At 55.7% G+C, this 21,836-nt stretch carries 10 protein-coding genes; 6 read left to right on the top strand and 4 right to left on the bottom strand.

Annotation, left to right across the window (positions count from 1 at the left end):
• Positions 1 to 846 precede the first annotated feature (846 nt).
• From NHH03_RS08640 to fdhA, 4 genes are all read left to right on the top strand, one after another.
• Entirely contained in the window at positions 847 to 2,394 is a 1,548-nt protein-coding gene (locus NHH03_RS08640; RefSeq protein WP_253155370.1) for a sigma-70 family RNA polymerase sigma factor, read from the top strand.
• A gap of 116 nt (positions 2,395 to 2,510) precedes the next feature.
• Positions 2,511 to 3,932, top strand: coding sequence for a tetratricopeptide repeat protein (locus NHH03_RS08635; RefSeq protein ID WP_253155369.1), 1,422 nt, complete (start codon positions 2,511 to 2,513; stop codon positions 3,930 to 3,932).
• Between the two features lie 334 nt (positions 3,933 to 4,266).
• Positions 4,267 to 5,277 carry a BPSS1187 family protein gene (locus tag NHH03_RS08630; RefSeq protein WP_449339146.1) on the top strand — a complete coding sequence of 337 codons (1,011 nt, stop codon included), beginning with the start codon at positions 4,267 to 4,269 and terminating at the stop codon, positions 5,275 to 5,277.
• Positions 5,278 to 5,438: 161 nt separating this feature from the next.
• A complete protein-coding gene (gene fdhA / locus NHH03_RS08625) occupies positions 5,439 to 6,647 on the top strand; it encodes a formaldehyde dehydrogenase, glutathione-independent (protein ID WP_253155367.1) in 1,209 nt (402 codons plus the stop codon).
• Between the two features lie 21 nt (positions 6,648 to 6,668).
• On the opposite strand, the gene NHH03_RS08620 is transcribed toward fdhA, so the two are convergent.
• The 3 genes from NHH03_RS08620 to NHH03_RS08610 all read right to left on the bottom strand — a co-directional run bounded on the left by NHH03_RS08620 (position 6,669) and on the right by NHH03_RS08610 (position 9,576).
• Entirely contained in the window at positions 6,669 to 6,989 is a 321-nt protein-coding gene (locus tag NHH03_RS08620; RefSeq protein WP_253155366.1) for a hypothetical protein, read from the bottom strand.
• Positions 6,990 to 7,192: 203 nt separating this feature from the next.
• Entirely contained in the window at positions 7,193 to 7,429 is a 237-nt protein-coding gene (locus NHH03_RS08615; protein WP_253155365.1) for a hypothetical protein, read from the bottom strand.
• 770 nt (positions 7,430 to 8,199) lie between these two features.
• Positions 8,200 to 9,576, bottom strand: a complete 1,377-nt coding sequence (locus NHH03_RS08610) for a hypothetical protein (RefSeq protein ID WP_253155364.1) — start codon at positions 9,574 to 9,576, stop codon at positions 8,200 to 8,202.
• Between the two features lie 202 nt (positions 9,577 to 9,778).
• On the opposite strand from NHH03_RS08610, the gene NHH03_RS08605 reads away from it, so the two are divergent.
• Positions 9,779 to 10,321, top strand: a complete 543-nt coding sequence (locus tag NHH03_RS08605) for an RNA polymerase sigma factor (RefSeq protein ID WP_253155363.1) — start codon at positions 9,779 to 9,781, stop codon at positions 10,319 to 10,321.
• Positions 10,318 to 11,574 carry a zf-HC2 domain-containing protein gene (locus tag NHH03_RS08600; RefSeq protein ID WP_253155362.1) on the top strand — a complete coding sequence of 419 codons (1,257 nt, stop codon included), beginning with the start codon at positions 10,318 to 10,320 and terminating at the stop codon, positions 11,572 to 11,574. Before NHH03_RS08605 ends, NHH03_RS08600 begins: the two co-directional genes overlap by 4 nt.
• Before the next feature lie 22 nt (positions 11,575 to 11,596).
• Here NHH03_RS08600 and NHH03_RS08595 read toward each other — a convergent pair whose 3' ends face one another.
• Positions 11,597 to 21,400 carry a tetratricopeptide repeat protein gene (locus NHH03_RS08595; protein WP_253155361.1) on the bottom strand — a complete coding sequence of 3,268 codons (9,804 nt, stop codon included), beginning with the start codon at positions 21,398 to 21,400 and terminating at the stop codon, positions 11,597 to 11,599.
• Positions 21,401 to 21,836: the final 436 nt, after the last annotated feature.

The following is a 21,836-nucleotide window of genomic DNA, read 5'->3' as shown; positions in this document are numbered from 1 at the left end:
ATGATTTATGGGACATCCCCGATGACTCGCGGTCCAATAACGAACTAGTTTGTTCGTCTCGGCAATCCGACGGATTCGGAGTTGCAACCCAGACACGTGGCGTGAATATATCGAGAACTGCCAGGACGGCGAAAAAACAGATGCGAGCAATGGTTGCACGCAATCAACAGAACGAACGTCCACTAACCAACCGAAATCCCTGCGTAAATGAGATGCGGTTTGATCACTGCAGCTCTCGAGTCTTTGAGTTTGCGGACCCAGAGCGTGTTTGACGCCATCGATGGTGTCACCCTCGTTGCTGCGTCCGATTCGACTCAGAACCGACTGGCTCATTACGCAGAATCGAATCAGCTGGTTCAGTAGAGTGAATTCTGCTTGATGGTCTGATCGGAATGTAGCGTAGTCAAGGGACCTGCTGGGGGAAATTTTGGAGAGACAAACAAGGCTGAAGGAACGCAATGGCGCTGACAGTGCTGCTGCGATACCCCCCAGGCCTGAGACCGGAAAAGTCAACCAAGCACGGTCGATTGGGATAACTGGAAAGTCTTTCCAATTGGCAACCGCTACCAGGGAAGCGTAACGGGAGTGGTAGAGTTTCCGCAGCGAATTTGAAAATCACATCGTTGTATCGCTCATCACGGTCCCCGGCGCCCCGAATGTCACCGCCAACGCGAACACCACACCCCATCACCGCTCTAGCGCAATGACACTCGGAATTTAAACTGGTAGCACTGGTTTGGCGAATTTCTCCAAATCGGTACTACGCCGCACCGAATCACTGATCATTATTTATTACAGACACCCTGAACTGTTCCGCCCGGAGTTTTAGTTTTGTTCGATACCCTCTTGGACGAATTTGAAGACGTCGCCGCGCAGTCCGCTGAAGCGGTCACCGGCGGTTTTCGCAAACTTCCCGTTGATGAAAACGAGGAAGACGGTGGCGTTTCGGCGTCATCGCAAGTTGCCGAAGGCGAAGTCCAACTGGATAGCCCTGACGAACTGTTGGCCGTTGAGGAAGCAGAGACCTGGTCGGACGATCCGGTCCGCATGTACCTGACGCAGATGGGTGAAATTCCCTTGCTGACCCGACGTCAAGAAATCGAGTTGGCCAAACGGATCGAAGAGACCCGTCGCCGCTTTCGCACCAAACTGTTGGAGAACCATTACGTTCTCGTCGAAGCCTACAAGACGCTGAAAAAGGTCTACCGAGGCCAATTGCCGTTTGACCGCACGGTCCAAGTGTCCGTCACCGATCGACTTGAGAAAGAACAGATCATCGGGCGCTTGCCGCATAACCTGCTGACCCTGCAAACCCTGCTCAAACGCAACAAGCACGATTGGAAAGTTTCACTTAGCAAAAGTGCGTCAAAACGCCGCCGTGCCGAAGCCTGGCGATCGCTCGCCCGACGTCGCCGTCGCGCCGTCCGCCTGATCGAAGAATTGGGTCTGCGGACCCAGCGCATCGAAACCCGCATCGATTTGCTGGACAAGTTCAGCAAACGATTGGCCGAGATCGATTCACTGGTCAAAGACCAGCGGCGCACCAAGCACGGTCGTGAAACCCGCGATGCCCTGCTGCACGAACGCCGACAAATCCTGACCGCGTGCCAGGAAACACCCACCTCGCTGCGAAATCGCGTCCGTATGTTGCGATTGGTTTACGCCGAGTACCAGCAAGCCAAACGTGAACTCAGCGAAGGCAACTTGCGATTGGTTGTTTCGATCGCAAAGAAATACCGCAACCGCGGGCTGTCGTTCCTGGATCTGATCCAAGAGGGCAACGCCGGCCTGATGCGCGCGGTCGACAAATTCGAATACCGTCGTGGTTTCAAGTTCTGCACCTATGCGACTTGGTGGATCCGTCAAGCGATCACCCGAGCCGTTGCCGATCAAAGTCGTACCATTCGGATTCCGGTCCACATGGTCGAAACGATGAGTCGTGTTCGCAACGTCGCTCGACAATTGCTACAGGAACTCGGACGTGAACCCACGATCGAAGAAACCGCTCGCCGCGCCGATGTGACCGTCGAAGAAGCCCGTCGCGTGTTGACGATGAGCCGCTTCCCGATCTCCCTGGACCGCCCCGTCGGTAACAGCGAAGACAGCCAATTCGGCGACTTGCTGCCCGATGGAACCGCCGAGAGCCCCCAAATCGGTGCGACCCAAGAAATGCTTCGCGATCGGATCACCAACGTGCTTAAATCGTTGTCCTACCGCGAACGTGAAATCATCAAGTTGCGCTACGGACTCGGCGACGGTTACAGCTACACGCTGGAAGAAGTCGGCCATATCTTTAAAGTGACTCGAGAACGTATTCGGCAAATCGAGGCCAAGGCCGTTCGCAAATTGCAACAGCCTAGCCGCAGCCAAGACTTGGTCGGGTTCCTCGACTAGTCACGACTTGCAAGACAGCACGACCAGGGCGACGATGGAAACATCGTCGCCCTTTTTTGTTGCCTCCCGCCGCTGCCCTCTCCTTCTCTTTCTCTACCCACCTGAGTTCCGATTCCATGCCGACCGTTGCCGATATCCTCTCGCAAGGCTGGACGATGCACCAAGCCGGCAAGCTTGATGACGCGATGCGCATCTACCGTCATGTCATCTCTCAAGCGCCCGGCAATCCCGAAGCCCACGTCTATCTGGGGATCGCGCTGTTTGACAAACTTCGGTTTGCTGATTCGGCCGACAGCTATCGACGCGCGCTCGCGCTGCGCAAGGAATTTCCGATCGCCTGGAACAACCTCGGCAACTCACTGCGAATGATCGGTGACGTCAAACAGAGCGATGCCTGTTTCGAAAAAGCACTCGCGTTGGATCCAAAGTATCTGTCGGTGTTTAAGAACCGCGGCACCTTGTGGGTCTGGTCCGGCGAGATCGAGCGGGGATTGGAATGGTACCAGCGGGGTCTGCAGATCGCTCCCAACGATGCCGAACTGCACCGCAACCTGGGCGTGATCTATCTGCTCAAAGGCGACTATCAACGCGGCTGGGCCGAGTATCGCTGGCGCTGGAAACTCGGTGGCATGCGTCGCCCCAATTCCCCGGCACCCCTGTGGAACGGCCAACCGATTTCCGGACGATCGATTTTGCTGTATCCCGAACAGGGCCGTGGCGATGAAATCAACTTCATCCGGATCGCCACGCTATTGGCCGACGCCGGAGCGCGCGTCGTCGTGCAATCCGATCCCGACATGATCCCGCTGTTCACGTCGGTCCGCGGCATCCAAGCTCTGTTGCCGGTCGGTTCCCAACTGCCGCCGGTCGACTACCAGGCGTCGTTCTTGGACGCCGTTGATGGCTGGTTCCAACAAACCGGTCAACTACCGCTGGGCAAAAAAGAATTTGCCATCAACGAAAATCATAACGGCTATCTGAATGTCTCCGATCCACTGACCCATTACTGGCATCACTGGATGGAACAGAACGCGATGGGCAAGGATCACCGCAAACGGATCGGTATCGCTTGGCAGGGCAACCCGAATCATCATGCCGATGTCTATCGCAGTCTGCCCTTGGAAACGCTGCGCCCACTCGCCGAAAACCCAAACCTGCATCTGATCAGTTTGCAGTTCGGATTCGGCAGTGAACAACTTGAACAGGTGGATTTCGGATCCTCCATCAGCCGGCTTCCGGCTGACACGGACACCAGCGGCGGCGCCTTCACCGACACCGCGGCCGTGATGAAAAATTTGGACCATGTGATCACCACCGACACGTCGCTGGTCCACTTGGCCGGCGCGCTCGGTGTGCCGACAACCTTGCTGTTGGGCAAAATCCCCGATTGGCGATGGCTGGTAGATGGTGATTCGACCGACTGGTATCCGAGCGTGCGATTGGTTCGCCAACAGGAAATGGGAAATTGGGATGACGTGGTCCAAGCCTGTTTCGACGGTGAAACGCTTTCCGTGGCTGACCCAAAACTGGGGCGCTGACCCACCACGAGGCTGATTGGACGACCAGCCCGAGCATTCGTGTACACTCAAACACGACGCACCTCGCCCGTCATCAACTGGCGATCGTCCCGTTCCGATATTTGATCTTGGATCCAGACCAAAATACTGCCGTGCTTTGGTCGACCGCTGAAACCGGCCAGTGGAAATCCACCGCAGTCAGCGATCGCCTTGATCTATCGCTTTGTGAATCCTGCCGTGTCACGATCGACTGTGCTAATCTGTTTCGATAACCGTTTCTTTGATCGACCTTCCCCACCGCTGATTCAACATGTCCCACCCGAGAAGCACTCTGCTGCGAACAAGTCGGAACCTGATGTTCACGCTGGCATTGATGGGTACCGCCCAGGCCGCCCAGCCCAATCCAACGTCCGTGAAATTCGAAGCCCGCGCCAGCGAAATTGATCCACGTGTCAAAGCCCATCCCGAGATCGGTTTCTTAATCGAAGACGCAAAAGGCCGACCGGCCGACATTCAACATGCGTCGGTCGATCCGAGCGTAGCGCCGCGCGGCAAATTAGTGATCTGGTTGATGGGCGCCAATCAAGAACTGTTCGATCGCTGGAACAGCTACGGCCTGCATGTCATTCGCCCCCACTATGCCAACCGTTGGTTCTCCCTTTGTTGCCGTGAAAATCCGGTCGGCGAGCAGTGCCGCGGCAACATCCGCTTGGAAGCCGCAACGGGCCAGGATTTCAGTGACGATGTCGATATCCCCAAACCCGATGGGATGATGGAACGTTCGCTGCAATTCGTCAAATGGCTCAGCAAAAAACACCCGGCCGGCAACTGGGAACAGTTTCTGAACGCCGACGGGACTGACCTGAATTGGGAAAACGTCATTGTTTCGGGCAGTTCGCATGGATCAACCACCGCGGCGCGGTTCGCCAAACATGTCAAAGTCAGTCGTGTGGTCGCACTCTGTGGACCGCGTGACCAACACCAGACCTGGCAATCACTTCCATCAGCGACACCAGCGAATCGCTACTTTGGTTTTTCCCATGTCCTGGATGGCGGTTGGACCGGCGACCACTATTGCCGCAGTTGGGAACTGTTGGGAATGAATCAATTCGGACCAATCGTCAATGTCGACCAAGCCGATCCGCCCTATTCCAACACCCGTCGGTTGATCACCGATTTTGACGTCGACGGCGACGCGAATCGCGCCCACAGCAGCATTCAACCCGGACGCAAAGCATTCAAGAATGCCGAGGATGGCACCTACATGCATGAACCGGTGTGGAAGTATCTGTACACACATCCTGTCGACATCGTGGGCGAGCCCACCGCGCTGGACGAAAGCTGTGACAAAGTCCAATCCCAGTGATCCATGGCATAGCTGGGGCCGCCAAGGATCGGGCCATCAGCCGCTTGCAACAGCGGCTGATGGCGAGTTGTTAGACTGATCGCTGGCCGCATGCGGCTATCCCTCCGCAGAAGTCGCGCTGCGTCTTCTAACTTCCCCAGTGTTTTGCGAGGTGCGAATCGATGTCTGATAACAAAGGTGTGGTGTATTTGGGTCCCGGCAAAGTCGACGTGCAATCGATCGATGATCCCAAATTGGAACTGGAGTACCGCGGCAAGAAGCGGGCCTGTCACCACGGTGTGATCTTGAAAGTGATCTCCACCAACATTTGTGGGTCGGATCAACACATGGTTCGCGGCCGCACCACCGCAGAATCCGGCCTGGTGCTTGGCCATGAGATCACCGGCGAAGTTGTGGAGGTCGGGCGCGATGTCGAATTCATCAAACAGGGCGACATCTGCAGCGTTCCCTTTAACATCGCTTGCGGCCGCTGTCGGTGCTGCAAGGAAGGTGACACCGGGGTCTGCATGAACGTCAATCCGGATCGCCCCGGCGCGGCTTATGGCTATGTCGACATGGGCGGTTGGATCGGTGGTCAAGCACGCTACGTGATGGTGCCCTACGCGGATTGGAATCTGCTGGCGTTCCCCGACCGCGATCAAGCGCTGGCCAAGATCACCGACCTCACAATGCTCTCGGACATCTTTCCGACCGGCTATCACGGCGCCTACACCGCGGGCGTTACCACCGGCAGCACCGTCTATGTCGCGGGTGCCGGTCCGGTCGGACTGGCGTGCGCGCACGCCGCGCAATTGCTCGGTGCAGCGGTTGTCATCGTTGGCGACATGATCGACGAACGACTCGCCCAAGCACGTTCCTTTGGTTGTGAAACGGTCGATCTAAAGCAAGACGCATCGCTTCCAGATTTAATCGAGCAGATTCTGGGCGTGCCCGAAGTCGACTGCGCGGTCGATTGCGTCGGCTTTGAAGCCCGCGGACATGGCGGCGATGCCGGAATCGAAAAACCAGCCACCGTGCTCAACCAAGTCATGCAAGTCACACGCGTCGGCGGCGGTGTGGGCATTCCCGGGCTGTATGTCACGGACGATCCGGGTGGGGTCGATCAAGCGGCCAAAACCGGTAACCTGTCGATTCGCATCGGTCTCGGCTGGGCCAAGTCGTTGCATTTCACCACCGGCCAATGCCCCGTGATGAAATACAATCGCGGTCTAATGATGGCCATCTTGCACGAACGTTGCCAAATCGCCAAAGCGGTCAACGCAACCGTGATTTCGCTCGACGACGCCGTTCAAGGCTATGCCGATTTTGATCAGGGAGCCGCCAAAAAGTTCGTGCTCGATCCCCATGGCGTTCTCGAAGCAGCGGTCTAAGACCCAAACGACTGCCAACCACTACAGAGCCGGTGGCAGCGTTCCGTACTCAGGAATCGGTGCACCGTATTGCGGTGCCGGCGTGCCGTATTGTGGTGCTGGTGTGCCATACTGCGGTGCGGGAGTGCCATATTGCGGCGCCGGGGCGTAGCTCGGCGCCGGGGCATAGCCGGGTGTCGGACAGGGACAGGCTTGCTGCGGCGGTGTAAAGGGCGTCGGTTGGACACCAAAGTGACACATGCCAAAATTGTCACATTTCCATTGCTCCATGTATCGGAATGCGCCGCAACCGGTGCTGCACAATGCAAATGCGAGTACCAGGATTGGTTGATATCGTTTCACCGCGCGTCTCCAAAATTAACTCGTCTCCATCCGTACATAGAAAAGTTGCCGGAAGCCAACCAGAATCAAGCCGGAAGCACAGCAGAGATGCCAAGAAGCGTTGAGAGTGGTTCGGTTAATCCAGCCCTGCTGATCTTAATGCCGAGCTCGTCTGCGCTGGTGTGGAGGATTTATCCGACCGGGCGGGCGCCTCGAAGTGGTTTCTAGAATGTCCGGTCAATCCAAGCGATCAATGCAATCGTTGTCGCGAGCAATGTCACAGCAATCAGGGTGGCACGGATGCTGAACTTGCGTGGGCACCAAGGAGCAAGAGCGAGTGCTGCTGTTGTAACGACTAGGAACCAGTGTGCGATGTAAAGCCGCGTCATCGCTGGCCAGAACTCGGCCAAATCAAACCATGGGATGCGATTTTCAGCATCGGGAGAAATACTGGTGACCATTGGACGACTCCGCCATCGAAACCACTCTCTGGCAGCCGAGTGTTCGAACCACACGCACATTCGCCCACTGCCACCGTGGAACTTGACGTGTTGATTCGGAAACGTGCTGAACAATCCACTCTCGATGTACCAGTAGCTTCTGATCCACAGAACCACTGCGCCGACACACAGCACGCCAAAAAATACGGTACTTACCAGACGCAAAATGCGAAGGAACCTGAAGAGGCGAGCAGACCGCATTTTCACAACCGTGTTGAAAAAAACCAAGCCGGCGAATGAGTTCACCACGGCGGCGGCAGACATCGCGTTGATGACACATTTTACATCGTTTTTGCATCGACGGTTGCGGCGGCTAGCTTTTAGGAACGGGCGGTCAAGAACCGTCCATTAGTCGTGGATCGCTCCGTCAATCAACACCTTGGATCGTCGGAGTGATTCACGACAATCAAACGTTTGCTCGCGGTGGGAATCCGCTCCGGACGACTTTGATTCGGTTCGGCTTCTGGCCGCACCCGCGAAACAGGCCCAAGCAAGTACAGCGGCGGTGGCCAATGCCGTAAGATGTACAGCGTCAACAAAGAATATCATTTTGTTCGTCAGCAATTTCAGTAGGAATGGAAACGTGTATTCGCAGTATCGGGCTGCGTCCTAAAGAATTGCTGAAGTGAATCTAAAACCTGCTTTATGTAGAACATAAATCCCAGCGATCACGTGTTCGTGCCACGGCATCGACATCGATTTCACGACGTTTTGGTATCAATCAACGAAGATCACTGGCGTAACTGTTTCAACAGCGTTTCTGCTTCATGACGGACTGCGGCGGTCGTGGTGATCTTTGCCACACGCACCAATGCCGGTTCGGTCATTCGTCCAAACCCGCGGATCGCATCAGGCACCGGGTAGGGATCCGTCGTCGTTTTCGATTTCAAAGTGGCCGTGTGCAGTTCTCGATTCACGGCGCTCTCGGCAACCGCAGACAGCATCGCATGTTCGGCATCGGGCGACATGATTTCCATCCGACCGACCAGGACACGCAACGACTCTTGAGGGTGCGGTGTGACATGCAATGGTAATAAACGGTCGGTCAATGCCGGTGGAACCAGATACAACACCCGCGTGCCATTTTCGGTAAACCAAGATTCCTGCCACGTTTTGACCATCGACGCCGCCTCTTTTTCATACAGACCCTCCGCGACCAAACTTTGTTGCAGCAGTTCCGCTAGACCACTTTCGGTCATCGGTTCCAACGGATTGAATGCTTTGGATTGCATCGGCGCCAAGCGATCAAGCTTGGTAGCACGGATTTCCTGTCCGTCGACTTCGATCAGGATCGCAGTTTGAATCGGAAGCTCGCCAGCGTTCTTAAAAATGACGGCTGATGAATCATAGTGTGCCGAAACCGGAAGCGTGAACTTGCCGACTCCGCGGTAGAACAGAAACTTTTCAAAGTAGCCGGCTTCGGGTCTGCTCCGGCCGACTGGATTTCGCACATGCACCAGCGCTGAATCTGTTTCGCGGGCATGCGCATAATGTTGTTCATTTGGCCCCGTCGGCAATAAACCGCGGACCAAGCCATCGAGCAACTCGCCGCGCAAATTCTTATCGCTGACGTGCGGCATCAACTGATCGATCGGAATCAGATCAACCCGCCCCCAATTCAAACTGGAATTGCCGATCAATTCCCCTTTGCCGTATAGATTTTGTTCGTCGATCGACGGCTGCATTGATTTCACCGGTGGATAGAATTCCGTCAACAGGCCTTCGGGGAAATCGACACGGACATCAACGCTGCGAATCCGATCGGTGTAAAAGTACGTCACCGGTGTCTCCATTCTGACACGGCCCCACACACGGTTCTTTGTAAACAGCGGCAGATTGGAATACGAACCGCGATCAAGGACGTAGGCGGGCAAATCACTGTGCTCTGTCGCCAGCGGTCGAAAGTCCATGAACAGGCCATCACTGCCGGAGAATGTCGTGAAGGTTCCCCACTCATGCACGATCAATTTCCCTCCACCATCAGCACCAGAGGGACGGCTGTCGGCGCTGCGCCCCGAGGTCCCAGCGTCAGGTGAAATGCCTCGTGTCAGTGCAGCGGCGGCTAAAATGGAAACGAACGCAACGGATAAGACAATGAACTTTCGCATGGGGGTCTCCTGATGAAATGGTTTTCAAAGGAGTCGTTTCCGGACGCACTGGAGACCGGCAAAAAAACCGCTCACGGCGATGGTTTTTGGGGAGTCGACTTAAACCACTCTCTATTTTGGCTTTTTTGCAAAATGGCCTCGGTCTAGCACGGTCGCTGAAACGTCTGGTGAATTCGGAGGCTTTCTTGCGGAGCATGCGATTTTGAATCCCGATGCTGAACCAACCGATGAAGACGGTTCAACGAACCATCCAACGACTCGCCAACTGGATGTCCAGTATTGGTACCGCCGGGTGTACGCGCTGTGCCAATCACGATTGTTGTTGGCTGCGGATGCCGAAGACGCAACCCAAGAGACCTTTGTTCGCGGATTGGCCAATCTGGACCACGTCCGCTGTGATCTCGCCGTCGGGGGCTGGTTGCGGCGAATCGCACAAAATGTGTGCGTCGATATGATCCGCCGCAATCAGGTTCGAAAGACATCTGGTGTTAATGTGCAAAACGTTGCGACCGATGCAGTCTGCGAATCGGTCTCGGAACGTGACCAATGCGATCACCTGCTGCGTTTAGTACAGGAGCTACCCGAACCTTTGCGAGAAACGGTGTTGTTGCACTACTACGACCAGATGACGTACGACGAAATGGCCAGTTGGTTGGGCGTTGCACGTTCTACCGTGAATCAACGTCTGGCCAAAGCACGTGAATCACTGAAACAGAAACTCACACTGACGGAGAACGCACGATGAATGAATGTGACGATGTCCGGCAACAATTGAGTGCGTTGTTAGATGGAGAGATAGCCGAGGGGACGGCATCCATCATTCACCGCCATCTCGACGCCTGTTCGCAATGTCAGAGCGAATGGAAGTCACTTGGCTCACTCGACCACAAACTGCGAGATGCATTGGTGGTCTGCGATGTCGATGACCGTGTGGCAACGATCATTCGCGCGACACAGCCTGTTGTCGATCGCGGACAGAATCGTTTGCAGCGATGGTTCGTGGCCGTTGCCGCTCTCGCAGCGACCCTGTTCGTCCTAGTGTGGGCCAATCGAACGACGTCTCCGTCGCAAGCAATCCATCAATCCCGCTCGTTAAACCAACCCGTAATCGAAACGGTTGCTCGACTGGTCAAAGCAACCGGCGCGGTTCAAATACTGCCCCCGGGAACGGATCAATGGTCGGCTGTTGATCAATCGTCTGACACCGCAATCGCCAAAGGTTCTCGCTTGCGAACCGATCTTGATGTAATCTGCGAACTGCGAACGTCCAAGCAGGGAAAAGTTCGCTTGAACGAGTCGGGCGAAATGGTGTTGCACGACGCACAAAAAGTCGAACTTGTGTCGGGCCAACTCTGGTGCCTCGCACCACAAACCACCAGCATCGACGTTGACCTGCCCGTGAAAGTCAACTCCGCCGTGCCACTGGCGGTGATGGCGTGCCCCAGTTCATCAGAGTTTCAATGTGTGTCAACGGCGGGAGTTCGTTCGTGCGACTCCGTCTCGCCAACGAACCCACCTGGTCAACTACTGATCGGAACAACGACCTATTCGGTCGATCCGGGCGAAACGGTTTCGATCGATGATGATCAGAACGTCGATCGCCGATCTGATCCCCAATTAATCGACAAAGTATGGCAACTACCACTGTTGGCGATTGGCACCGAAGCTGATCCGGAATTAGTGGATTCGATCACTCGTTTGCTGGCACCGATTGGCCGGACCAAGGCCATGCACTTGAACGAACAACAAATCCGTCGATTGGGGCCACACGGCGCCACGGCGTTGTTGGCCTACGTTGTCACCGAATCCTCCGCGGACCAGTTGGCACTGCGACGAACCGCAATCCATATCGCAGCCGACTTGGCCGATCACCGATCCATTTCGCTGTTACAAAAACTTGCCAGCGATTCCGATCGAGAAATCTCGCGACGTGCGCAAGAGACTTTGCAACGGATTGCCATTTCTGAAAACGCGGCGACATCGCCCCAGGGCGGATAGAGCGATTGCGAAATCGCACGAATCATTTCTGCATCCACTGGTCAGGAACTTGGTCGGGCCAATTTCCGGTCAGACGGATTTTCCGAATCTGTAAATCACGTCGACTCTCGCGAAAGATTCCGGGACGTTCGTAGCCTTGAACCGGCAGTGTCAGCACCGGCCGGTCATTCAAACTTACCTCGACCTGGTCGCCCTCACGTTTCATCATCAGATTGTTCCAGGCATCTTCGTTGGGAAAGTTGTCCGTTGCGAGCAATGGAAGCGGTGGTTGTAAATCTTCCGCGGCAACGATGCTGGCGCTAGCCAAGTCGGCACTGACGGGAATCCAATCGGGCCGTGTTCCACTATGCCCCAGTTTCAACCGTGTGCGACCGATGGTGGGCCAAAATTCAGTTTCTCCCGAGCGCCACCAGAATTCAAATTCGATCGATTCACCCTCCTGTATTGGACGCAGGTATTCGATATGACAGGGCGGATCGTAACGACTGCCTGCAGTCGACTGTGATGTGTAATACAGTTGTCCGTCGACCACACTCCAACTCTGCTGCAAGGGGCCTTTGGCTAGATCGGACTCCATCTGTTTGCGGAAGGCCAAGATCTTTTCGGCGTTCTGCTGCGGCCCGATCGGCAACAACATCTTTGGTATGGGTCGCCCTGACGTGATCACTCCCCAACCACGCATCATCGGATCGATCAGATTGACTGCGTCAGGGATCTTCGGGTTTCCGGAAAACCGCAACGCTCGAAACTGGGTGGTGCGGTAGTTGTGGTGTGGAACAGAAACAAACGGGTACGCCGTTGACGCGATGTCGGTCACGTAATCCTGGCCGTTACACGAGGCGATCACGGATTCGGGTGACACCGCGACCGATTCGACATTCTCCTGGCCTTTCAAGATCGACGGGACTTCGAAAACGACCTGTCCGCGACCGCCCATTCCCAACAGACTGGCTTGTTTTTGCCAACCATCGGCGCGAAAGATCACGCCACCGTAGGCAACATCGGTCTCGCCCCAAGCACCGTCTTGGATCGTTGCTGAAAAGCGAAAGCTGCCCGACAGCGGGTATTTGAACATCAAATGGCTTTGGTCATACCCGCTGGTTCCGCTGATCGATCCGTCAGGCCGCAGCGCATACAGTGGCGGTAACCAAACATTGTCGGGACGATTCTGAGCGGCAATCGGAACCAAGATAAAATCTTCAAGCGGCGATTCGACCGTGCCGCCGGCAGCACGTCCCACGCCCATTTTGGCACTCGCACGGGCAACCGCCGAAATCAGCAGGTTGCGACTACCACGAACAGCATAAACCTTGGCATCTCGAATCATCGGTTCGGCGATCTGAAGCGGCAATCCGCTGCGAAAGGCGCGTACGATCAAGTGCATTTCTAATTCGGGAAAGGGCAAATCCGCTGTCGCTTGCTGGGGCAGACTGCTCCCTAGCTGGGCTGCGACCGCTTGCACCGTGGGCTGAATCTGGGCCACGACGGCGTCACGATCCTTGGCGTCTCCACTTGCATCAGCGATCGCGATTTGCAGCAAGGCGATTGCAATGTCGGCCTGGTCGCCGGGCGTTTGGGTTCGCGCCTCGAGTTTGGACATCAGTGAATCGGTTTGCCCTTGTTTTGCGGCAAGGTCGATCAGCATCAACAGTGAATTGACGACGGGATAGTCTTCGACACTGGTTTTTAAATCCATCGTGGCCTGGAGCAACGGAAGTTGGCGGCGCACCAATGGCGGTGGAATTTCGTAACAAACCAATCCCGTGAAATAGTCGATCGGCTGGTCTCCCTTGCGTCCAAAGGTCACTTTGTCCAGCAACTGAATCTGCTGCCGGGGTGGTAACTGGGAAATCGCCAAACACATTCGCGCGGGGTATCGATATTCATAGTCGCGATCGGCCGGGGTACAGTCATCGATCCATTTTCGAAAGACTTGATCCATCTGATTGACAAGTCCTTCGCCCAGCATCTCGATCGTCACCTTTTCGAGTGCCTGACGTTTGTAGAGTTGGACGTTCGAACCGGCGGGGTAGCGCTTTTGATCGATCTCATCAATCCTGGAACGGATGTGTTGATCGACAAGTTGAGGGTCGCCTGTTTTTGCGATCGAAATTCGTGTGGCCGACAACAGTGCTTTGAGATCACGGTGTCGGCCGGCGGTGTAACCATCGGAACCGATCAATGCTTCGGTTCGGCCCAGCAACGCAACTATTTTTGCACTGATTGAAGATGACCGCGGATTTTCTCTGGCATGCAATTCCGTCAAGTAGTTTGATTCCAGGATCGGCCACAGCGAATCGAGCACCAAATTAATCGTCTCCGTTTTCTGAAACGATTCGTTTTGCATCTCGATCGTGATCATGGTCGTTCCCCCGGAGCTTGGGCCCGGCTGGTCAGCTGGTGGCAAACGCACATCCAGCGATTTGGCCAGCAACGTCAATGCGTCGTCCAGCCGGTCAGGATCACGAGCAGCGGTAGCAACTTGCACCATCGCGATCGCGACGGCAGACCGATCGGTGCCCGACTCGAACCGCTGTTTCAACGTTTCGTAAATCGAATTCGATTGACCACATTTTGCAGCGGCTTTTGCCAATGCCAACGAAGCTGAAACAACCTTGATCTTTAAAAACAGTGTCCGCCGACTGCGGTCCTTCTCCGCGATCGGCTGGGAATAGGTGAACACCGAGTCGGTCGTTCCCGCTGGCGCTACAATCGCCAGGTAGGCATCTGTGATCTGACGGATGATTCGTTCGCTAGCGTCGTCACCTCTCTTGGTCGGCAAGTTGATCTTCTGCATCGTCAACGCGACGCCTGTGGATTGGGACAACGCCTGAGTGACCGCCGTGACCTTATCGACCAACTGGTCCATTTCGCTGGGCTGATTGTGGTTCAGATTCATCATCACAGACCGACTGCGTGGTGCCGGCGCGAGCGCAAACGCATCACCACCGCCGCCAGAGACTTGCCTTAGGGGTGGTCCGTTGCCCAGCGCTAGCGTCAACGCCCGAGTTGCCAGTTCAAGCTCACCTGCATTGGCGGCATCGACAGCGATTTGCAAACACTCATCCACCAAATCTGCTTGCAGGGGTGTATTGGGTTTCGCATAGTGAGCAATCAAATCCAAAATCTTGGCGGTCGATTGCGGTCCATCACCGCCGAGCCGGGCAAGAGCAAACACCATCGAAGTTTGATGTGTCTGCTCCGCAGCGACGCTGATGTATTCCACCAACCGCTGGCCAATTTGTTGGTCCACTTTTCGATCCGACTGTGACGCCGCCCGTGCGGTGGGGTACAGATCAAAAACCGCTTGGATGGCGACCGATCCGGACGCGTTCTGGTCCAATGTGTCTAACTTGGGAAGCCGTTGAAACAGTTCCTGTTCGATCGCAGTCACATCATCGCTCCCGAGGTAGCAAGCGGCCATCAATTGAACCGCGGTCAACTGCCATGATTTGGGATTTGATTCAGCAAGTTTGTCGAGTCGCTTTTTGAATGCCAGTACTTGTTCATGCTGGTCCTCGCTTTCGGTCGCCGTACGCATCGCCAGCGCAAGGCTGCTGGGCGACTCCATTTTCAGAATGTCGCGCGGTTGTACCTCCATTAAACGAACCGAATGAATCTCAATGCCTTGTTCCCACAGGTCGAGCAGCCGATTCAAATGGTCGACAGCGATTGCGGGAGTGATCTTCGAAACCGCTAACTTCGCACCCTGTTCGAACGTTTTAAAATAGTTGACGCTGCGCCCCCAAGCCCCCGCCCGCTCGATGGCCGCCGGGTCCAGCAAAGCCGTGCGGTAGACCACCAGCGCATCGATCGGTGAATGGCTATTGAGTAGTTCCTCTGCAATCCACTGATAGGCTTGTAGTTGCTGGAGATCTCCATAGCCTGGATTGGATTGATTTTGAATCGAATAGTCGTTGTCTTGAAAAAGTCTCATCAACAGGGCGCGGGCGTTCCCGTATTGCCCATCGGATTGGTAGACATCGACCAGACTTTTGTCCACGCTGTACTGCGGACCGCGATAGGAGGATGTATCGACGCGTTTTGCTTCTTTGTACAGATCGATCAACACGTCGCTGGGGACATCATCCATCGACTCGAGTAGCTGGCCGGCTTGCCACAGCAAGCCAAAATCGAGGTACAAGTTGGCATCAGGATTGTCCGCATCTCGATGAACGCATTGTTTAATGGTCGAAAACGACTGTTGCCGCAGATCGGTCTGATCCAGATCAACCAAAGCCAACAAGAGTGCCGCGGTTGATTTTTGCGAATCGTTTTGCATCGCCTGTTCAGCCGCGGCGCGAAACTTTTGCCGAGCATCCCGATCGTCTTGTAACAGTTCGATCGTCAACGCCAGTGCACCGCTTGCCGTACCGTTGATACTGCGACTACGAATCGCCCATTGAGGCGCGTTGGGCTCGAACGAATTGGCACTACAGACATAGTCGATCAAAGCCGCGCGGTACTCCGGGATTTGCTCGCGCTGCGCAGCGGTCAAATAGCGAGTGATGCCAAAAAATTCAGCCTTGCCCGCCGGCGATTGCAACAGATAGCCAATGAATTTGCGTTTCGCTGTGCTCAATTGTGTTCGGTTCCCCAATTGAGCCATTGAACTGATCCGATACGACGGAATTTTGTCCAGCGGGAAGTTCATTAACCGCTTAAAAGCCCTGTCTGTTGTTGTGCCACCGGCCGAACGCATGGCATTCGATAGTTTGTTGAACTCGCTGGCGATCTGATTGTTATCCTTTTCAAAGGCATCCAAATACATCATCACAGCCGCATCGTTCTTTCCGGCTTTCACCAAGTCGTCGGCGCGCGCGATCATCTGTTGCGCGGTGTTGGGTTTCTCATCGGAGAGTACCCGCCAAACTTGGTTTGCCTCATTGACGCGTCCGGCAGCGGTGTACAAATTCGCCAGCTCCTTTTTCGGCCGAATCGCCTTGGGAGTCGATGCGACCCTGCGTTTGGCGCGTTCGATCAGTGGTTCTAATCGATTGGCCGATTTTAGGATGACAACGGCGCGGCGTTGGTAGTGTTCGGCGTTATCTCGTGCTGATCGCCCGATCGACAATCGTCGCCAAAGCGAATAAGCAACTTCGGCCGCCGCGTCAGAGTCGCCGGAATCCAAGAAGGCTTGAGCGATTTGCAATTCGGTGTTTTCATCGCGCATGCGTCCCGATCGTGTCCGCTGCAACATCGCTTTGGATTCGTCGTTCATCCCCAATAGCTTGAGTTGCTGGACCAGTGAAAGTTGCGTTTGCACATCCAGCCTCATTCCGAACAACCGCTCAGCGGCCAACCTCGCTCGTTTGCCGTCACCAATCTCGGATGCCAAGTTCATCGCCGCTAGCTCTTTGCGGATCAGCATCTGACTGTCCAGTGGGTTGAACGAATCGAGAGTTTCCAGAGCCAATCGCGGCTGGTTCAGTTCACTCGCCAGTCGGGCGCGTTCGATTTGCAGATCAACATCGGTCGGGAATTGGTCACATAAATCCGTCAGCAGCGCATGAGAAAGCTGTGGCTGATCGGCCCACCAGTACGCAAATGCAGCCACGACCCCACGTGTCTTGAGTTCGGCGTCCGACGCGCCGTCGATCGGTTGCTGAAGATGCTGTGTCAGTTCGGCTGGCAGCTGTAGTTTTGAAATCGGAGATCGGCGCTCGGACGCTTCCAATGATGCCGAAAATACGGCGACCTGCTGAGCCAACTCCGAATTCATCAGCCGTGGGGACAGCGGGCCGCGCAGCTGGATTGGTCGAAATGAGTTGCCAATCTTGGAATACACACGAACATATCCGTTGCCCAATGCGAGTGACCGGTTGGTCGCATTTAGATTCGCGTGAGACCAGTGGGCAATCACGGCATCCAGCAATTCGATTGCGTGACGCCGTTGAAAAGCTATCTGCGGTTGATCGACCCGCAACATCAACTGAGCCACCGGGCTGGGATTCGGATTCGCCGCCTGGGGTTTTCCACGCCGAGCGGCGGGCAACAAGTACTGAACCAATTGATCCGCTTTGTCCTGTTGGTTCAAACGCAGATAAAATTGAATTGCCCCATTGATCGTGTCAAAGTCAGAATCCTTGCTCAGTTCATATGACGCATAACGATCCGCTTGGTCTTGCCGGCCGGCTATTTTTAACTCGTTCGCCAAAATCGCATGCATCATGATTTCCGGGTTGCCGCCCAAACTGCCTTGATTGAGCACAGCCGGGAAACCGGTGACCTGCATGTTTTGATTGATCTCGCTCAACCGTTGCAACTGTTGATCTGTCAACGGAGTCCGATCGATACTTACTGGTGACGACGCGGGAGCATACATCAATCGTTGTGAGAGTAGCGTGAACAAGGGCGCAAGCCCATCGATCGGATCCAACTGCACCAATCGCCAAAGCAATTCCCACTGCCGGCGTTGCAACTGCTGGGCGATTTCGCTTTCGTCGTTCGGGCCGGCGATCGACAATGTACGTGCCGACGGCGAATCCTCGCTAAACAGAACCAACAATGACAACAAGATTTGTTGTTCCCACAACACATTCAGATCGGTGACCTGGTCCAAATCCGGCAAATCAAATTCCGTCATCAGTTCTTGCTGAACCGCCTGCCTTGCCTCTGCCCCCGTTTTTGCTGCCCCCGATTTCTCCAGCGAACTATTCAACAGGATCAGCGACGCGGCAGCGATCCGAGCGTGGCCAAACGACACCGGTTCAAGCAACGTATTGGATGGCACACTGTAATACTGTGCCCCCGAATAGCGTCCGACGCGCAGGGCGAGTGCAATTCGAAAGATGGATGTCTTCCAGCTGACTGGATTCTGCGTGAAACGATTTGCCGCCGATCCGTTGGCGGGTACTGGATTGGGTGTGGTTTGTCCTGTCGGTGGTAGCGTCTGATCGGGCAGCTTTGCCGCCCGGACTTCGCGAGCCAATTGCATTGCGAGAGCGCGATCCGATTCAAAATCGTCACCAGATCGGTCGATCAACAACAGCTGCGATAATAGAAGCTTGATATCCCACAGGCTGTCATCGGCTTGCAATGCTTGGCGACAAATTTCTTGCGCCGTTTTTAGTTCGCCACGACGACTGGCCGATTGAATCATCTGTCTCAGTCGCGATGGATCGGAATCAAATGCAATCCGCTGCGAAAGCGCTGTCGTGGCATCAATGATTCCGGCATCCATTTGATATTGCAACAATTTAAATCGATTCTCCGGTGTGTCGGCCAACTCGTTGATCCGTTGTTGGTACTCGGCCGCTGATGCCATTTCGTTCGCGAGATCCGTCAATCGCACCATCGTTTCCAACAGCTGTAGGTCGCGTGGTTGGACCGCCAACAGTTGGTCGATGACGTCGCGTGCGGCTCCAAAATCCCCAACCGCTTCATAGGCCGCGGCGGTCATTAAACGTGTCATCCGCGGGTCACCGTCCTGGCGATTGAGTTCTTCGATCCGACCGACCAACGCCTCCAAATCGGACTTTCGCTCGTATAGGGGTGCCATCGCGCGGATCAGATTGATCTTGTCGTCCGGCTGATTTTGCAATCGAAGTGCCTGCCAATACAAATCAATGGCTTCATCGGTCCGATAGCGGTTCGCAAGGTAGCCAGCCAACATCCGTCGCGGCAGGATGTCGCGTGGCGCCACGCTCATTGCCCGCCGCAACGCCGCCACCGCTGCTTCGTCACGATGAACGTCAAATGCCATCCGGGCATAGAACAGGTAGGACTCGGGACTCGCCGGATTGGCATCAATGATCGCTTCACAGGTTTGAAATGCATCGTCCGTTGCTCCCAACCGAATTTGCAAACCAGCGACACGCTGCAGGTAGTTGGTGCGATAGCGGATGTCATCCGCGGCCAGCGTTTTGAACAGTTCGACCGCGTCAGCCAAACGATTCTGGCGTTCGGCTAGATCCGCAGCGACCAACACCAGATCCATGTTGTCAGGTTCCAGGGAGACCGCCTTGCGAATCGCTTGCCGGGCGAGAGTCAAATCGCCACACGCTCCATACATCAACGCCAATCGACGCAGCGATTCAACTGTTTGCGATTGGGCCGCAAGGCGTGCGATCTGTTGCTGCAATTGTCCCGATTCCTGATAGACGGCGATTCGCTGTTGCAACAATTGGTCTAACTCATCCGGTGTTTCAGCGATTTTCGCTGCGACGTCCAGCCGTGCACTGGCCTGGTCGTACGATTGCGCCTCGACCAATTTTTCGGCGTATCGCAATTCCTGCGCAAACGTCAAATCGAACGCCGAAGCATCCTGCCAAGCTTGCATCGCGTGCTCGGTGAGTTTGAATGTCCCCATGACCTCGGCCAATCGCACCAGCGACTCGCGACCGCGACGATCATCCGCCGCAATCGACTGCCAGACCTCAATCGCCTCGTCCTTGCGGTTTTTCGTAAACAAGTATTCGCCCAAGTATTCACGGTACTGGGGCGCGCTGGGTTCGATTTCAATCGCTTGGCGGTAAAGTTTGATTGCCGCGTCACTGCGGTCGATGCCCCGCATTCGATCCGCGATCTGCGATAGCGTCACCGCATCGTCGCTGCGCGCAGCGGCCAGTCGCAACCAGATTTTGGCAGCTGCATCGCGGCGATCTTCCAAAGGCGTTTCACCGTCGTCCAGTAACACCTGGCCCCAGCGAATCAGATGATCTGGATTGCCAGGATCGAGCTTCTCCAGTTCTTGAAACTGCTCGGCCGCAGCGGGGATGGCGTTTTGCTGAACCAACACATCGATCAACGTCAACCTCGCGTCGATGTCATCCGGCGCCCGCTGGACCGCCGATTCCAATAACCGTTGTGCCTCCGTCAACCGTCCGGCTGTGACCATGATCCGCGCCAGCCGAATTCGTAAAACAAGGTCATCCGGCCGACCGGTGAGTTGTTGTTGGTAGTAATCCGCCAGCGCGTCCACATCGCCTGATTTCAAGAACCCGGCTTCGATGCGGCTACGGACATCGGTGTGCAGCCAACTGCCGGGGCGCAGCCGAGCCAAGATTTGCTCGAGTGCCTCGGTGGCCTGCTCGACCTGTCCCATCCGTCGCTGCATCTCAGCGGCTTGGACGGCAAAGGCAATCTTTTGGTCGGGTTGCTCGCTTTCGGCAGCCAGCCGATCGTAGCGCTGCTTGGCCGCTTCGATGTTGCCTTCTTCGGCCAGGGTGCTGGCGATCTGTCCGCCGACCCGGGCGTCACCGGGAAACAACTGTTCCAGCCGTGTCCACACCGACAGTGATTTGTCGCTCTCACCGGCCCGGCTGTAAATCCGACCAAGCTCGGTGAACATCGGCAGCGCTTCGGAGCGCTGCGGCCCACGGTCAATCGCCCGCTCCATCGCCGCGGCGGCTTGTTCGGTTTGCCCCACGGCCAAATAGGCGCGGCCGAGATAGAAACTGCATGCCGCATCGTCGGACAACAGCGATTCCGCCGCCGACAAGATCTTTGCGGCGTCAGCGGATTGGCCACGCTGCAACTGAATCAGCCCCCAAACCATCTGCCGCGATCCGGCGTCGTCGGTCGCGGGATTGCCGATCAGCTGTTCCCGCAGCTGATCCAGTGAATCGTTTTGGATGTGATAGCCATACACCCGATCGAGCGCGACGCCCGGTCGTGGTCGACGCAGCAAGACCTGCAAATAGCGATCGACGACAATGCGTTCTTGGTCGTCGGTGTCCGGTGTCCCGGCGTTTTGGGCTTCGGGGTCCTGGGCCTCGGGGTCCTGGGCGCGGGCGATCGGCGGCAGCGAGAACGCCAGCAGGATCGTTGTCAAAGTCCAGACGACAATGGCAGCGCACAGGCGCGCGTGATGTGGACGTGTCACGAAGAACCCCAAGCGTGCGGGAGACAAGAAAGGCGGCTTGGTACCAGTATGCCCCCACCAAGCCCCCACCTGCAAGTTTCAGTAGGCCAGGTGCAACCTGGCGCTCCCCAAAGCCACCGCCCTTTCCCAACCCGACGCGCTGCGGGCTATTGATCTCGCTATCCGGGCGCAAGTTGGTGTGGAGGATTTATCCGACCCGTTTTGTTCTTCGCAGGAAACCCCCACCCGGGTCGGATAAATCCTCCACACCAGCGCCGTTAACGTTGCACTTCCGCGTCTGGCATTCTCTTTTGGTAAGCGCGACTTGGTTCACTCGGTCGCGAACTCGACTGGTTGCGACAATTGAGTGATGACTGCGGGACAGATCCTATGGGCGCGTGATTGTCATTCCACTCTGTGGCCATCATCAGATCGCCTTGCTACCAGTATGCCCCCC

It is taken from the genome of Stieleria tagensis, assembly GCF_024129865.1.
GTDB classification, from domain to species: domain Bacteria; phylum Planctomycetota; class Planctomycetia; order Pirellulales; family Pirellulaceae; genus Stieleria; species Stieleria tagensis.
The sequence above is the reverse complement of the archived record's forward strand: the minus strand, read 5'-3'. Positions and strand labels throughout refer to the sequence as shown.